At 50.7% G+C, this 16,161-nt stretch carries 13 protein-coding genes and 1 pseudogene; 7 read left to right on the top strand and 7 right to left on the bottom strand.

Features of this window, described 5'->3' with window-relative positions:
* Positions 1-52: 52 nt before the first annotated feature.
* The 3 genes and pseudogenes from HV346_RS06275 to seqA all read right to left on the bottom strand — a co-directional run bounded on the left by HV346_RS06275 (position 53) and on the right by seqA (position 3,640).
* Positions 53-1,245 (bottom strand): annotated as a pseudogene (locus HV346_RS06275) (IS4 family transposase).
* Positions 1,246-1,426: 181 nt separating this feature from the next.
* Entirely contained in the window at positions 1,427-3,067 is a 1,641-nt protein-coding gene (gene pgm, locus HV346_RS06270; protein ID WP_181622685.1) for a phosphoglucomutase (alpha-D-glucose-1,6-bisphosphate-dependent), read from the bottom strand.
* Positions 3,068-3,091: 24 nt separating this feature from the next.
* Complete coding sequence (gene seqA / locus HV346_RS06265; RefSeq protein ID WP_181622684.1) at positions 3,092-3,640, bottom strand: replication initiation negative regulator SeqA; 549 nt, start codon at positions 3,638-3,640, stop codon at positions 3,092-3,094.
* A gap of 183 nt (positions 3,641-3,823) precedes the next feature.
* On the opposite strand from seqA, the gene ybfF reads away from it, so the two are divergent.
* From ybfF to fur, 4 genes are all read left to right on the top strand, one after another.
* Positions 3,824-4,597, top strand: a complete 774-nt coding sequence (ybfF, locus tag HV346_RS06260; RefSeq protein ID WP_181622683.1) for an esterase — start codon at positions 3,824-3,826, stop codon at positions 4,595-4,597.
* A gap of 128 nt (positions 4,598-4,725) precedes the next feature.
* Positions 4,726-5,013 carry a LexA regulated protein gene (ybfE, locus tag HV346_RS06255; RefSeq protein ID WP_181622682.1) on the top strand — a complete coding sequence of 96 codons (288 nt, stop codon included), beginning with the start codon at positions 4,726-4,728 and terminating at the stop codon, positions 5,011-5,013.
* 155 nt (positions 5,014-5,168) lie between these two features.
* On the top strand, positions 5,169-5,699 hold the full coding sequence (gene fldA, locus HV346_RS06250) for a flavodoxin FldA (protein WP_014069353.1): 531 nt from the start codon (positions 5,169-5,171) through the stop codon (positions 5,697-5,699).
* A 292-nt stretch (positions 5,700-5,991) separates the two neighbouring features.
* Positions 5,992-6,438, top strand: a complete 447-nt coding sequence (fur, locus tag HV346_RS06240; RefSeq protein WP_032681417.1) for a ferric iron uptake transcriptional regulator — start codon at positions 5,992-5,994, stop codon at positions 6,436-6,438.
* A 132-nt stretch (positions 6,439-6,570) separates the two neighbouring features.
* Here fur and chiQ read toward each other — a convergent pair whose 3' ends face one another.
* From chiQ to nagE, 4 genes are all read right to left on the bottom strand, one after another.
* Positions 6,571-6,900, bottom strand: a complete 330-nt coding sequence (gene chiQ, locus HV346_RS06235) for a ChiQ/YbfN family lipoprotein (RefSeq protein ID WP_181623705.1) — start codon at positions 6,898-6,900, stop codon at positions 6,571-6,573.
* 46 nt (positions 6,901-6,946) lie between these two features.
* A complete protein-coding gene (gene chiP / locus HV346_RS06230; RefSeq protein ID WP_181622681.1) occupies positions 6,947-8,344 on the bottom strand; it encodes a chitoporin in 1,398 nt (465 codons plus the stop codon).
* Between the two features lie 447 nt (positions 8,345-8,791).
* Positions 8,792-10,459: a glutamine--tRNA ligase gene (gene glnS, locus HV346_RS06225; protein WP_181622680.1), complete on the bottom strand. Its 1,668-nt coding sequence runs from the start codon at positions 10,457-10,459 to the stop codon at positions 8,792-8,794.
* A gap of 180 nt (positions 10,460-10,639) precedes the next feature.
* The gene (gene nagE, locus HV346_RS06220; protein WP_181622679.1) at positions 10,640-12,589 is read right to left on the bottom strand and encodes a PTS N-acetyl glucosamine transporter subunit IIABC; all 1,950 of its coding nucleotides are present in this window, start codon (positions 12,587-12,589) and stop codon (positions 10,640-10,642) included.
* A 329-nt stretch (positions 12,590-12,918) separates the two neighbouring features.
* On the opposite strand from nagE, the gene nagB reads away from it, so the two are divergent.
* The 3 genes from nagB to HV346_RS06205 are packed head-to-tail and all read left to right on the top strand — an operon-like array spanning position 12,919 to position 16,152.
* Positions 12,919-13,719, top strand: coding sequence for a glucosamine-6-phosphate deaminase (nagB, locus tag HV346_RS06215; RefSeq protein WP_181622678.1), 801 nt, complete (start codon positions 12,919-12,921; stop codon positions 13,717-13,719).
* 55 nt (positions 13,720-13,774) lie between these two features.
* A complete protein-coding gene (nagA, locus tag HV346_RS06210) occupies positions 13,775-14,923 on the top strand; it encodes an N-acetylglucosamine-6-phosphate deacetylase (RefSeq protein ID WP_181622677.1) in 1,149 nt (382 codons plus the stop codon).
* A gap of 8 nt (positions 14,924-14,931) precedes the next feature.
* Positions 14,932-16,152: an N-acetylglucosamine repressor gene (locus tag HV346_RS06205; protein WP_181622676.1), complete on the top strand. Its 1,221-nt coding sequence runs from the start codon at positions 14,932-14,934 to the stop codon at positions 16,150-16,152.
* The last annotated feature ends 9 nt before the right edge of the window (positions 16,153-16,161 follow it).

Here is a 16,161-nt window from a genome sequence, read left to right as displayed (position 1 = left end):
ACCGGGCCCAGGAGGTCTTAACGCAAAACGGCAACCCACGGGTTAATGCTGGTCACTTAAGGTGACCAGCAACCTTTTTATCCGGATATTTTCTGGTCTTTACCCTGAGTTCCCGCGGGTAACTTCGCTCCCTTCTCCCCGGTAATATCAGCCATTTCGCTTGTTCATACAGCGTTCTCATTTCGCCCGGCATTTTTCCCGGTGAGGCCCACGGCTGGGTTATCAGTAGCCGGATTATTTCGCTTATCGCTCCACTGAAGCTAAGCTGGTTAGGCAAATCATCTCCCTTCAGATGGAACACCATCTGCACCATCTGATATCGCACCAGCTTATACGCCAGCAGACCCCCCCACAGCTCCTGCCTCACCAGTTCCGGCAGGCGACTGCGTAACGTCCATCGACTGTCCAGCATACTCTGCCTGGCTTCCCGGTAACCCAGCTCTGTTTCCCGGCGGTGGCGATATAACTCACTGATGTCATTGCCTGGATAACGATTCGGGTCTGTCAGTGATGTCAGCACCTGCCTCTCTTTTCCGTCCACCCTGCGGGTCAGCAGTCTTCCCACTATTTCTTCCGGGACCCCTGGCCAGTGCTTCCGGGCTCGCGGGCTGGTTTTCAGGCCGACCAGTTCATCTCCGCGGCCCAGACGGCGAACCACCCGATACTGTGTATTCTTTTTCAACGGCAACAACCAGTGCCGGTTTTCTCCTGATGTCTGCCAGTGATGGAGCAGGCCCATCGGGTAAAATCCCTTATCGAACAGGGTAATACTGTTATCCGGCGCTTTCTCTGTCAGTTGCTCAGCCCTGACTGGTGTGTTTACTGAAGGAGGCTCTGTTTTCCGGTGTATCTGCGGTACACAAGACCACGCCATCGACAGCAAAGAGGTTCAGTCCGTGCCATTGTGGATGCACTGCCTGTTTGCCGGGTGATATCAAAAAGCTCCCGCACAGCGTTCTCCCCCAGTGTTTTACGGCGCTGAATGACAGCACTCCGGGCGGAAAAAGGGGGGCCAGTACGGTCAGTGATATCCATCAGATTTACGATTTCTGTCATTGGACGGTCGCAGAAAATGGACATCCCTACGACAAGCCAAATCATCGATCCGGGAGGGAGTTTGCGTTTACGCAAAGTGACGGTATCGGTCAGCGTGAGTGCCTGCTGAATAAGCGCCGGGGGAATGAGGTCGGCGAGATTACGGGCACGCTCTGGAGTGCGTGGCGTTGATAATGCCAGGTGCCTGATAAAGTTCCATTTAAAAAGGGCTCCATAATGAACATGGAACCCTTTTTACACCATCCACCGGATCGGTCAATCGATCCTTAACTGATCGGCATTAGCCCGAAGGTTGCCGTTTTTAGTGTTTTCTCCCTCATTCTGTGGGAGAAGGCTGGAGTGAAAACATCAGCCCACACCAGAACTACACTTACGCGTTTTTCAGCACTTCGCTGACAATCTCTACCGCTTCTTTCTCGATCAGCTTACGGTGCTCATCACCGAGGAAGCTTTCGCAGTAGATTTTGTACGCGTCTTCCGTACCAGACGGACGCGCGGCAAACCAGCCATTCTCGGTCATGACTTTCAGGCCGCCAATGGACGCACCATTACCTGGCGCAGCAGTCAGACGCGCAGTAATCGGATCGCCTGCCAGCGTATTGGCGCTGACCATTTCAGGGGAGAGTTTAGACAGAGCGGCTTTCTGCGCAGATGTCGCTGCCGCCTGAATGCGGTTGTAGCTTGGCGCACCAAAACGTGCGGCCAGCTCATTGTAGTGTTCCTGCGGGTTTTTCCCGGTAACGGCGGTAATTTCAGCCGCCAGCAGACACATAATGATGCCATCTTTGTCAGTCGACCACGGTGTACCGTCGAAGCGCAGGAAAGATGCCCCTGCACTCTCTTCGCCGCCAAAGCCGAAGCTACCGTCATGCAGACCGTCAACAAACCATTTGAAGCCCACCGGGACTTCCACCAGCTTACGGCCAAGTGCATCGACCACACGGTCGATCATCGCAGAAGAGACCAGTGTTTTACCGACAGCGACCTCTTTGCCCCACTGTGGACGATGCTGGAACAGATAGTTGATCGCGACCGCCAGATAGTGGTTCGGGTTCATCAGACCTGCCGGGGTGACGATACCGTGACGGTCGTAATCCGGGTCGTTTGCAAACGCCAGATCGAATTTATCACGCAGCGCCAGCAGACCTGCCATAGCACACTCTGAGGAGCAGTCCATGCGGATTGCGCCGTCTTTATCGAGATGCATAAAGCGGAAGGTTTGATCAACGTGATCGTTCACGATGGTCAGATCCAGTTTGTAGAATTCGGCGATACGTTTCCAGTACTCGATCCCGGAACCGCCAAGTGGATCAACGCCCAGTTTCAGACCTGCTTTCTGGATCGCAGCGATATCAACGATATCAGCCAACCCTTCGATAAACGGCTGGACCAGATCCAACGCTTTCACGTGACCTGAGGCCATTGCCGCATCCAGAGAGATGCGCTTTACACCTTTCAGATCGTCCGCCAACAGGGCATTAGCGCGGTCTTCTACCACTTTAGTGACGTTGGTATCTGCCGGGCCGCCGTTAGGTGGGTTGTATTTGATACCACCATCATCTGGCGGGTTGTGGGATGGTGTAATAACGATACCATCAGCCAGCGCACCACCTTTTTTGTTGTGCACAAGGATCGCGTTAGAGACCGCAGGCGTCGGGGTAAAACCGTTATTTTCCTGGACAATAACGTCCACGCCGTTAGCGGCCAGCACTTCCAGTACGGAGATGAAAGCTGGCTCAGATAAAGCGTGCGTATCCTTCCCTACATAGCACGGACCCGTCACGCCATTTTTCGCGCGTTCTTCCGCGATGGCCTGGGCAATGGCCAGAATATGCGGTTCGTTAAAGCTATGGCGACCCGCGCTACCGCGGTGGCCAGACGTACCAAACTTCACTGCGTGTTCTGCGTTACCCACAACCGGTTTCAGTACGTAGTACTGCGCGGTCAGTTGGGCGACGTTAATCAAATCGCTTTGTTGTGCAGGTTGGCCTGCACGGTTGTGATTTGCCATTGCCGGGTCCTTCTTATGCAAGGGTTAGATTGTACCGCAAACCTTTTCGATCAATTCCGCCGGGAACTGCATGGACTGCATGATGTGTTCAACCATGCTGCACTTGCGGCCCGTGTTGGTATTGGTAATCACCCAGTATGGCGTACCAGGGACATGTTTAGGTTTGGTTTGATTGCCGTTTTGTAGCAACGTCTGCTCGTCACCCGCAAAATACACGCGCGTACGACCGTGCAGCGACTCGGTCGCTTCAGCAAACGCTTTGTTATCCAGTGAATAGAGTGTAGACAGCACCAACATAAAGCGGTTAACCGCCTTTTTCTGCTCTGCGTATTCATCAGAAAGCAGCAGTTCGCGCATCGCACGCACTTTATCTTTGACCGGCGTTTGTGCCGGTTTAACTTGCGCAGCTACACTCGGCTGAAGCACAACATCTTTAGTAACAGGAGTGACAGGCTGTGAGGCGGCGGAAAATTTCAGCATGCGCCGTAAAATGTCGGACGCGCTCTCCCCGATATGCCGCGTTTGGCTGGCGATATACTGATAGAGCTCATCATCAACTTCGATTGTTTTCATCTTAATCCAGTGCGATATCTTATCTGAATACAAGTCGTTGGGATTATAAAGTCAAATCCCAACAGCGGATAGCGTCAAGCCAGGTTGGCGGCAAAAGTCAGAATAAACTGGATCCTTGCAGCCGGGCGGCAGAATGGTCAACATAATACCCTAACCTGACATACGTAAAAAAAGAACTTTGCCATGAAATTGAATACCCGAGCGCAATCTGCACAATCGCCGAACAATAATTCCCCCATCGTACTGGTTCACGGCCTGTTTGGCAGCCTTGATAATCTGGGTGTACTGGCGCGCGATCTGGTTACCGATCACGACATTTTGCAGGTCGATATGCGAAACCATGGCCTTTCCGGTCGATCGCCGGACATGAACTACACGGCAATGGCACAGGATCTGCTGGAGACACTTGACGTTAATAACCTCGAAAAAGTCACGCTGATTGGGCATTCAATGGGCGGCAAAGCCGTTATGGCGCTGACCGCGCTCGCACCTGAGCGTATCAATGGGCTGATTGTTATTGATGTTGCCCCGGTAGATTACGACGTTCGTCGCCATGATGAAATTTTTGCGGCAATTAATGCCGTGACAGACGCCGGTGTATCTACCCGCCAACAGGCGGCAGCCATTATGCGCGAGCACCTTGATGAAGAGGGGGTTGTGCAATTTTTGCTGAAATCTTTCGTCGAAGGTCAGTGGCGTTTCAACGTTCCGGTGCTGTGGGATCAGTACCGTCATATTGTCGGCTGGGAACCCGTGCCTGCCTGGTCACACCCTGCTCTCTTTATCCGTGGCGGCAATTCACCGTATGTTACTGAAGCGTACCGCGATGCGATTCTGGCGCAGTTCCCTCAGACACGAGCCCACGTGATTGCCGGAGCTGGGCATTGGGTGCACGCAGAAAAACCAGAAGCTGTACTTCGCGCTATCCGCCGTTATCTCGCTGACATTGAAAATTGATTAAAAAGACAGCGACCGGAAGGCTACAGGCTTCCAGTCGTTGGCGTGCCGTTTTCCGTGATGTATGATTGCGCGCTTATCGCCTGGGCATTAGCAGGGCGGCGTGTTTCCCCCGAAGTCTCAAAATCATGGCCAAAGAACAAACGGACCGCACGACAATAGATCTGTTCGCGAATGAGCGTCGCCCGGGACGACCCAAGACCAATCCGCTTTCACGCGACGAACAGCTGCGTATTAATAAACGCAATCAGCTTAAACGCGATAAAAATCGTGGGCTTAAGCGTGTCGAGCTAAAGCTCAATGCTGATGCCGTCGATGCACTTAACGAACTTGCTGATGCACGCAATATCAGCCGTAGTGAGCTGATTGAAGAGATGTTGATCGCGCAACTCGAAAAATCACACAGCAAGGTGTAAGTCGGATAATTCCCTTTCTCACCCTTTTCATGTAGCACAGAGTGCAGTCCTGCGCGATAGCAGTTCCCGCAGGGTTGTCAGTTCTGCTATTATTGCCCCTATCCGTGGACAAATCGCGCCACCATACCATTAAGTTTCAAGAGGTTATTTTACTCATGGCAATCATCGGCATTTTTTTCGGCAGTGACACCGGCAATACCGAAAATATCGCAAAAAATATTCAAAAACAGCTCGGTAAAGATGTTGCCGATGTGCATGACATTGCCAAGAGCAGCAAAGAAGATCTCGAAGGCTATGACATCCTGTTGCTCGGCATTCCAACCTGGTACTACGGTGAAGCACAGTGTGACTGGGACGATTTCTTCCCAACGCTGGAAGAAGTTGACTTCAACGGTAAACTGGTTGCCCTGTTCGGCTGTGGCGATCAGGAAGATTACGCAGAGTACTTCTGTGACGCACTGGGAACAATTCGCGATATCATTGAACCACGCGGCGCGGCGATTGTAGGCCACTGGCCAACAGCGGGTTACCACTTTGAGGCCTCTAAAGGTCTGGCTGATGACGATCACTTTGTCGGTCTGGCCATTGATGAAGATCGCCAACCGGAGCTGACCGCTGAGCGTGTTGAAAAATGGGTGAAACAGATCCGCGAAGAGCTGAATCTGGACGACATCCTTAACGCTTAATGATTGATGCGGCGCAGCATTTGTGTTGCGTCGCAGTATCAGGTCGTACCAATTAAATTAATTGCTACAAACTTTTAACTTTTGCGCTCATACCTGTACAATAACTGTCTGGTAAAGGGGTCGCTTTCTAACAAGTTTGTTGGCGATACCACGTTTTTATAAGCATACTTTGCTTGAGACTTGCAGTTTTCATTTAGGCATGGCAGTTCTATAATGAGACGCATTATCCCAAGTGCATTTTCTGTCACTTCTTCTTTAGAAGTGAATCGTTTAGCAACAGGACAGATTCCGCATGACTGACAACAATACCGCATTAAAGAAGGCTGGCCTGAAAGTTACGCTTCCTCGTTTGAAAATCCTGGAAGTGTTGCAAGGACCGGATAACCATCACGTCAGTGCGGAAGATCTTTACAAACGTCTGATCGACATGGGCGAAGAGATTGGGCTGGCGACCGTATACCGTGTTCTGAACCAGTTTGATGATGCCGGAATTGTCACCCGTCACAACTTCGAAGGCGGTAAATCCGTGTTCGAACTGACGCAACAGCATCATCACGATCACTTGATTTGCCTCGATTGCGGCAAAGTGATTGAGTTTAGCGATGATTCCATCGAAGCGCGTCAGCGTGAAATCGCAGCACGTCATGGCATCCGCCTGACTAACCACAGCCTGTACCTGTATGGTCACTGTGCAGAAGGCGATTGTCGTGAAGACGATCACGCGCACGACGCGAAATAAGCTCGCTTTCGTACTCTGAGCCAACCTTACGGTTGGCTTTTTTTTGCCTGAAATATCAATAAAAAAGCCCGGAGATGCATTGCTTACTGTATTGACAGTAAACGAGCGTCTCCGGGCGTGGCAAACAGCTTACTATTTGGTGTTATTGCTACGAATTTCCTGCCAGATTTTGTCGCAACGTTTTGCCACTTCCTGATCGTTACCGGTTTTACGCGCCTGAATACAGGCCTGGTAATCCATCACTCTGACATTTTCCTGCGTCGCGAATTGCTCATGTGCTTTCTCTTTCTTCAGCACAGTCAGCCCACTTTGGCAAGCTTCAATTTTTTCCGGCGAGCCTTCAGCCGTATTAATGCAGGCGCTGTAAGCCTCTTTCAGGCGAGAATCTTCTTTCGGGGCCTGAGGTTGCGCACAGGCTGTAAGCCCGGCAGCCATGACGGCAATAAGCACGATTTTTTTCATCATTTCAGTCTCCTTTCCGGCGGGACTCAGCCCGCCGGAGGGTTCATCAGAAAATAGTGAACGGCGCGATAACCATAAATTTCACGTCTCGCTCATCCTGGAAGATGTTGCCGTAACCGCCCGCATAGCTCGGGATATCGGAATGGTTGTCATACTGAGTGAAGTGAAGCTTGAACATCGTGCCTTTTGCGCGGCCATCCTGCAGTGTGTAAATCGCATCCAGGCTGTAAGAGGACTCTTTCAGACGGTAGTTAGGGTCGTAGTAAGCATCCGGGGTGGCCATATCGGCAGGCTTCGCATCCCAGGCGTAAGCATAAGATGCACCCACTGCCCAACCCGGGAGGTTCCAGTTCTTCAGGTCATACATCGCGCCGAAGAAGACGGCTTTTTCGCCATCGGCGTTAAAGTCAGAACGGTTATCCCACCAAATATCCAGACGACCGTTTGAAGAGGCATAGGTTGGTGTCATACGTTGCAGGAAGTAGCCTTGCTGGCCTTCAGCTTTCACCCAGGTCCCTTCCAGACGTAAATCAACCTGACCGACTTTGTAGCCAAACGTCAGCGCCTGCAACCATGCTGTGCCAGCATAAATATCGTTAACCGTTCCATTGCTGGCTTTGTCACGCGTACCATAGAACTGGTAGCTGGTGCTCAGAGGACCACCAATGATGTCGAATTTGTAGCTGGCTTTCGCAAAATACTGATCGATATACCCTTCAGCCTGACCAAATGCGGCTTCAAGAACCAGATCGTTTTTGAAATCGTACTTCGCACCGAGTGAGTGGAGATATTCTACTTTGGTTTTTCTGTCGTTCTGATAGAACTTGTCCATCTCAATATGCCACGGCGCTTTGTACTCGTTGGTCCACATATAGGAGAAGCTCAACGCGCCCGCATCACCGTAGTCAAAATTAGCTCCGGCTTCTGCGCCCTGATAAGTACCTGGCATAAAGCTCCAGTGCGGTGCTAACAGGGTTTGTCCGGTTGGCTGAATATAACCTGCTCGCGCCCATACAGGACCGTATTTGAATTTTGCAGCCGCTTTATACAGGCTGACCCCGCTTTTATCGCCAGACCAGTCTTCTTTGTACGCTTTATTACTGGAAGAGAAGGCAATTTCGTTCGGGTGGCCGCTATCGCCATTTTCTGCCATTTCAATTGCGGTAAATGCTGCAATATCAAGACCGAACATATCGGCTGCATAACCAGACTGGAAATCCAGGTTGGCGTTCCAGGTGGAGTGAGAAAGGTTGGTTTTATATTTGTCTTCGGTAACATCTTTACGATCACGCTCACGCTGCCAGTAATAGACACCGCCTGTTAACGTGGAATCATCGACAAATCCTGCTGCATGAACTTCTGGGGAGACAACCCAACCAGACATTGCTGTGACACCGGCAATAGCCAGCGCCAGCGCACTACGTTTGCCACTGAACGTACGCATAGATAAATCCTCTTTGACGAATTAAAACGCCTAAACGGCGAAAAATATAAAAGACCTGATGGTCTGGGGTAGTTAGAAATACCCTCGAATTAACTACCGCCTTTAGGTTATTTTTCGCGACACGAATTATCAATGCTTTTTAGTAGGCAAAAGTCAGGATTATGACGAAGTGCACATAATTGGTAGTGATTTGTAACACTTCCGCCAATTCGAGGTTTTACGCGGAAAATCAGTTAGTTTAAGCAAGGAAGAACTATTTTTGTCGACGATTTATCTCAGTCCATTGGTGGACAAATACTTCGAACTTTTTTCGAGAAAAATAAGTAGCAGCTCATTGACCTGATATTTTGACATCGCCATGACATACCTTTCATTAACGGTATGATCATAAAATAAAAAAAACGCCGCAGTTAGCGGCGTTGTTTCTCATTGACCTACGAAGCGTTATTATTCGCCTGCTTTGGCCCAGGTATCACGCAAACCCACAGTGCGGTTAAACACGGGCTTTTCCGCCGTACTGTGACGGCTGTCCAGACAGAAATATCCCTCACGTTCAAACTGGAACGCTTTACCGGTTTCAGCCTGTTTCAGAGACGGTTCTGCATAACCCTGCCTGATGACCAGAGAGTCGGGGTTAATAGTCGCCAGGAAATCGTCCGCTGCACCTGGATTTGGTACGCTGAACAGACGATCGTAGAGACGAATTTCAATCGGCAGCGCGTGGGCAGCGCTAACCCAGTGGATCACGCCTTTCACTTTGCGACCATCCGCAGGATCTTTGCTCAGAGTATCCGCATCATAAGTACAGAAAATCGTGGTGATATTGCCTTCCGCGTCTTTTTCAACACGTTCAGCTTTTATCACATACGCATTACGCAGACGAACTTCTTTACCCATCACCAGGCGCTTGTACTGTTTGTTGGCTTCTTCACGGAAGTCAGCACGATCGATCCAGATCTCACCGCTAAACGGCACTTCACGGCTGCCCATCTCTGGTTTGCTCGGATGGTTAGGCATCGTGACGAGTTCACTTTCGCCCTGAGGATAATTTTCGATAACCAGCTTAACGGGGTCAATAACGGCCATCGCGCGCGGTGCATTTTCGTTTAAATCTTCACGAATACAAGATTCCAGAGACGCCATTTCGATGGTGTTATCTTGCTTGGTCACACCGATACGTTTGATGAACTCGCGAATGGATGCAGACGTGTAACCACGACGGCGCAGACCGGAGATGGTCGGCATGCGTGGGTCGTCCCAGCCTTCAACATGTTTGTCAGTCACCAGCAGATTCAGCTTACGCTTGGACATCACGGTGTATTCCAGATTCAGACGAGAGAACTCGTACTGGCGCGGATGCACCGGAATAGTGATGTTATCCAGCACCCAGTCGTACAGACGACGGTTGTCCTGGAATTCCAGCGTACACAGCGAATGCGTGATGCCTTCCAGCGCATCGCTAATGCAGTGGGTAAAGTCATACATCGGGTAGATGCACCACTTATTGCCGGTCTGGTGATGCTCTGCAAACTTGATACGGTACAACACCGGATCGCGCATCACGATGAACGGAGACGCCATATCGATTTTGGCACGCAGACAAGCCTTGCCTTCTTCGAAGCCACCCGCACGCATTTTTTCGAACAGCGCGAGATTCTCTTCAACGCTGCGATCGCGGAATGGGCTGTTTTTTCCCGGCGCAGTCAACGAGCCGCGGTATTCACGGATTTCGTCAGCAGACAGCTCATCAACATAAGCCAAACCTTTGTTAATCAGCTCAACTGCGTAGGCAAAGAGTTGATCAAAATAATCTGAGGAGTAGCAAATATCGCCAGACCAGTTGAAACCGAGCCATTGCACGTCGTTCTTAATTGACTCAACGTATTCGATGTCTTCTTTTACAGGGTTCGTGTCATCGAAACGCAGATTGCACTGACCCTTGTAGTCTTGCGCAATGCCAAAGTTCAGACAGATAGATTTCGCATGGCCAATATGCAGGTAACCATTCGGTTCCGGCGGAAAACGGGTATGGATTGTGGTGTGCTTACCACTGGCCAGATCTTCATCGATGATCTGACGAATAAAGTTACTCGGGCGGGCTTCAGCCTCACTCATCGTAGATTCCTCAAAGCGTAAACAACGTATAACGGCATATGATCTTATAAGCCGGACGTAGTGACAACCTTTAGTTATGCAAAAAACGGCGTTGAGGTGAATATTGGGGGCATTTGCTGCAAAAAAAAGCGGCGGAGGATCTCCCCCGCCGCTTAAGGCACGCACTCTACTCAGGAGCGATTACTTGCCTTTAATCTCATACAGTGGTGTTTGACCCGCAACAACCTGACCTTTTGCCTGCAGAACCAGGCCGCTGAAGTCGTCGATGTTGCTACAAACAACCGGGCTTATCATGGAGCGCGCATTCGCGTTCAGGAAGTCCAGATCCATTTCCAGAATCGGCTGGCCTGCAACCACTTCAGCCCCCTCTTCTACCAGACGGGTAAAGCCTTTACCGTTCAGCGCGACGGTATCGATGCCCATGTGGACGACGATTTCCGCGCCTTTTTCGGTTTCAAGGCAGAACGCGTGGTTGGTGTTGAAGATCTTCACAATCGTACCGGCTGCCGGAGATACCACGGTTTTTTCCGTTGGTTTCACCGCCACACCGTCACCGACAGCTTTGCTGGCGAAGGCTTCGTCAGGAACCTGCTCAATGGCAACCACTTCACCGGTCACTGGGGAAACCAGTGCAGCAATGGTAGTTGCGTTTGGTACAGCCTGAGGTTTTGCTGCTGGAGTTTCAGCCACTGGCGCACTGTCAGTCGAGGACGCGGCTACCGGTCCACGGGCAACCACTTTTTTCATTTCGTCGCCGATAGATTCAGCTTTTGCCCCCACAATCACCTGGATGGTTTGTTTGTTCAGTTTTACCACGCCCGATGCACCCAGACGTTTGCACATAGCATCGCTGACACGCGCAGAGTCGCCCACGGTCAAACGCAGACGGGTAATACAGGCATCAATAGCTTTCAGGTTATCAGTACCGCCGACTGCGGCAATATAGCTGGTTGCCAACTGGGCCAAGCCTTCTTCGGTATTGCTATTTGCTTCACCAGTAACGACATCCTCATTCGTCTCTTCACGGCCCGGCGTTTTCAGATTAAACATACGAATAACCGCGCTGAACAGAAGGAAGTAGACAACAAAGAAGACCAGGCCCATCACTACCAGCATCCAGACGTTCTTACTTGCCGCTGGCAGGTTGTACATCAACACATAGTCAATCGCGCCTGCTGAGAAGGAGAAACCAGCATGGATACCCAGAAGGGTGGCAACAAACAGGCTGATACCGGTCAGCACCGCGTGCATCAGATACAGCAGCGGAGCCAGGAACATGAACAGGAATTCCAGCGGCTCTGTCACACCGGTCAGGAAGGCCGTTACCGCAACGGACAGCAGCATACCGCCAACCATTGGGCGACGCGCTTTCGGCGCAGCCAGGTACATTGCCAGCGCAGCACCCGGCAGACCAAACATCATGATTGGGAAGAAACCAGACATGAACATGCCCGCAGTGCCGTCACCTGCATAGAAACGGTTGATATCACCGTGGAATACTGCGCCAGCAGCGTTAGTGAACTCACCAATCTGGAACCAAGCGATGGTATTCAGCACTTGATGCAGGCCGGTTGGGATCAGCAGACGGTTGATAAAGCCGAAAATACCTGCACCCATTGCGCCGGCAGAAACGATCCACTCGCCGCCCGCATGGATAGCGTGCTGCACTGGCGGCCAAACGTAGCCAAATATGGCGGCCAGTACCAGACAGAAGAAGCCTGTCGCGATCGGCACGAAACGTTTGCCCCCAAAGAAGCTCAGGAAGTCTGGCAGCTTAATGTTCGCCCAGCGGTTATAGACTGCACCACCGACCAGACCAGTAATAATACCTGCCAGTACGCCCATGTTAATTTCCGGGTTAATCGTTACCATCGCTTTCGTTAGGATGAAGTAACCGACTGCCCCAGCCAGGGCTGCTGCACCCGCACTGTCTTTTGACCAGCTTGATGCCACACCGATGGCGAAAATCAGCGCCAGGTTGTCAAAAATCGCACCGCCTGCCTGAGCAATAAACGGTACGTTAAGAAGATCAGGTTGCCCGAATCGCAGCAGCAACGCAGCAACCGGTAGCACGGCGATAGGGAGCTGCAAAGCTCTACCGAGGCGCTGGAAAAAACCTAAAATATTCATCCTATTCCCCCTACGAGACCCCATGAAAGGCTCGTGCTTAATCTGTGTTTTTATTGTGTCATTAACTTATACATACAGTTGATGATTCACTGGCCTTCTGAGTGTGTGAAAAATTAATTCGTATCGCAAATTAAATGCATACTTTTTGTGATTTTTGTCACCAAATATCGTTAATAACCCTCCCTTTCTCTGGCTAACAATGAAAACTTATTTTATCATTCAAAAAATCAAGACGGATTCATGCTGCCCGACGTGATCCAGGTTACGCTTAGTTCAGGTCCAGGCATGTTATCTGCACACTTTTATTACGTTAACTCTAGAGGTGAACAATGAGACTGATTCCCCTGGCTACAGCTGAACAAGTCGGTAAATGGGCTGCTCGTCATATCGTTAACCGCATTAATGCGTTCAAACCCACTGCCGACCGTCCTTTCGTTCTTGGTCTGCCAACAGGTGGTACACCGCTGACAGCCTATAAGGCCCTGGTTGAAATGCACAAAGCGGGCCAGGTTAGCTTCAAACATGTCGTCACCTTCAACATGGACGAATATGTTGGCTTACCAAAGGACCATCCGGAAAGCTATCACAGCTTTATGCACCGTAATTTCTTTGATCACGTTGATATCCCTGCTGAAAATATTAACCTGCTGAATGGAAATGCGCCTGATATTGACGCAGAATGTCGTCAGTATGAAGAAAAAATCCGTTCTTACGGTAAAATCAATTTGTTCATGGGCGGCGTTGGTAACGATGGTCATATCGCCTTTAACGAACCCGCATCTTCTCTGGCGTCTCGTACCCGCATTAAAACGCTGACCCATGACACCCGCGTGGCAAACTCACGTTTCTTTGACGGCGATGTTAACCAGGTTCCAAAATATGCGCTGACCGTCGGCGTGGGCACACTGCTGGATGCCGAAGAAGTGATGATTCTGGTGCTGGGCGGCGTGAAAGCGCAGGCGCTTCAGGCTGCTGTTGAAGGCAACGTGAACCACATGTGGACGATCAGCTGTCTGCAACTGCATCCGAAATCAGTCATCGTGTGTGACGAGCCGTCCACAATGGAACTGAAAGTAAAAACATTGAAATACTTCAATGAATTAGAAGCTGAAAATATCAAAGGTCTTTAAGTAAATTACCGTCTCTTTATAAAGAGACGGTCGCTTTTTTAAACCGGGGGTCGTTATGTACGCTTTAACCCACGGTCGGATTTATACCGGCCATGAAATTCTGGATGACCACGCGATTGTGATCGCGAATGGCCTGATTGAACGTGTTTGCCCGCATGCGGAGTTGCCGCCGGAGATTGAACAACGCTCACTCAATGGAGCAATTATCTCCCCCGGTTTCATCGACGTTCAGTTGAACGGCTGCGGCGGTGTGCAGTTTAATGACACGGCTGAAGCGGTTAGCGTGGAAACGCTGGAAATCATGCAAAAAGCCAATGAGAAATCTGGCTGCACCAGCTATCTTCCTACGCTCATCACCACCAGCGATGAACTGATGAAACAAGGCATCCACGTCATGCGTGAATACCTGGCGAAACATCCTCATCAGGCTCTGGGTCTGCATCTGGAAGGACCCTGGCTGAACATGGTCAAGAAAGGAACACACAATCCAGACTTCGTCCGTAAACCAGATGCAGAACTGGTTGATTTCATGTGTGCTAATGCCGATGTGATTACCAAAGTGACGCTGGCCCCCGAAATGACCGGGACTGACGTTATCAGCAAACTGGCTGCAGCCGGAATTGTGGTTTCAGCAGGCCACTCAAACGCCACGCAGAAAGAGGCGAAAGCAGGTTTCCGCGCTGGCATTACCTTCGCAACCCATCTTTATAATGCCATGCCGTACATTACGGGCCGTGAACCGGGCCTGGTTGGTGCGATTCTGGATGAGCCAGACGTCTACTGCGGTATCATCGCGGATGGATTACATGTGGATTACACCAATATTCGCAATGCTAAACGTCTGAAAGGCGATAAGTTGTGCCTGGTAACCGATGCCACAGCGCCAGCAGGGGCAAATATTGAGCAGTTCATTTTTGCTGGTAAAACAATATACTACCGCAATGGACTGTGTGTGGATGAAAACGGTACGTTAAGCGGCTCTGCACTGACGATGATCGAAGGGGTTCGTAACCTGGTTGAACATTGCGGCATTGCTCTTGATGAGGCGCTGCGCATGGCAACGCTTTACCCGGCGCGTGCAATCGGTGTTGCAAAACAACTGGGTGGCATTGCACCGGGCATGGTTGCTAACCTGACAGCTTTCACACGCGATTTTAAAATTACTAAGACCATCGTTAATGGTAACGAGGTCGTCACTGAGTAAGTAAAAGTATGACACCTGGCGGACAAGCTCAAATCGGTAATGTCGATCTCGTTAAACAACTTAACAGCGCGGCAGTGTATCGCCTGATTGACCAACATGGGCCAATCTCACGTATTCAAATAGCCGAACAGAGCCAGCTTGCTCCCGCCAGCGTGACAAAAATTACCCGCCAGCTTATTGAGCGCGGCCTGATCAAAGAAGTCGATCAGCAGGCCTCCACAGGGGGTCGCCGCGCTATCTCTATAGTCACTGAAACCCGCAACTTCCAGGCCATTGGCGTACGTCTTGGTCGCCATGACACCACCCTCACGCTCTACGATCTGAGCAGCAAGGCCATCGCTGAAGAGCATTATCCTCTGCCTGAACGCACTCAGGAAACGCTGGAACATGCGCTGCTTAATACCATCGAGAAATTCATCGAAACCTGCCAGCGTAAAATCCGTGAGCTGATTGCTATCTCCGTGATTCTGCCAGGCCTGGTTGACCCTGAAAGCGGCGTTATCCGCTATATGCCGCATATTCAGGTGGAAAACTGGGGATTGGTCGATGCACTGGAAAAGCAATTTAAAGTGACCTGCTTTGTTGGACATGATATTCGCAGTCTGGCACTGGCGGAGCACTATTTTGGTGCGAGCCAGGATTGTGAAGACTCTATTCTGGTGCGTGTTCACCGGGGGACAGGGGCAGGAATCATCTCTAATGGCCGGATTTTTATTGGCCGCAACGGAAATGTCGGCGAGATAGGCCACATTCAGGTTGAGCCACTGGGTGAGCGCTGCCATTGCGGTAATTTTGGCTGTCTTGAAACCATTGCTGCGAATGCCGCCATCGAGCATCGCGTTCGTCACCTGCTGGAGCAGGGTTATCAAAGCCGCGTTACGCTGGATGACTGCAAAATCGGTCCGATTTGCAAAGCTGCAAATAAAGGTGATGCACTAGCCTGTGAAGTCATAGAGCAGGTCGGGCGTCACCTGGGTAAAACCATCGCTATTGCCATCAACCTGTTTAACCCGCAAAAAGTGGTGATCGCAGGCGAAATAGTTGAAGCTGAAAAAGTTTTGTTGCCTGCAATTGAAGGGTGCATCAACACCCAGGCCCTCAAGGCATTTCGCCAGAATTTGCCAGTTGTACGATCAACGCTTGATCACCGTTCCGCTATTGGCGCATTTGCTCTGGTAAAACGCGCCATGCTCAACGGTATTCTGCTGCAACATTTGCTGGAAAGTTGATCGGGTTTT

This window comes from Enterobacter sp. RHBSTW-00994 (assembly GCF_013782625.1).
Lineage (GTDB): Bacteria > Pseudomonadota > Gammaproteobacteria > Enterobacterales > Enterobacteriaceae > Enterobacter.
The sequence above is the reverse complement of the archived record's forward strand: the minus strand, read 5'-3'. Positions and strand labels throughout refer to the sequence as shown.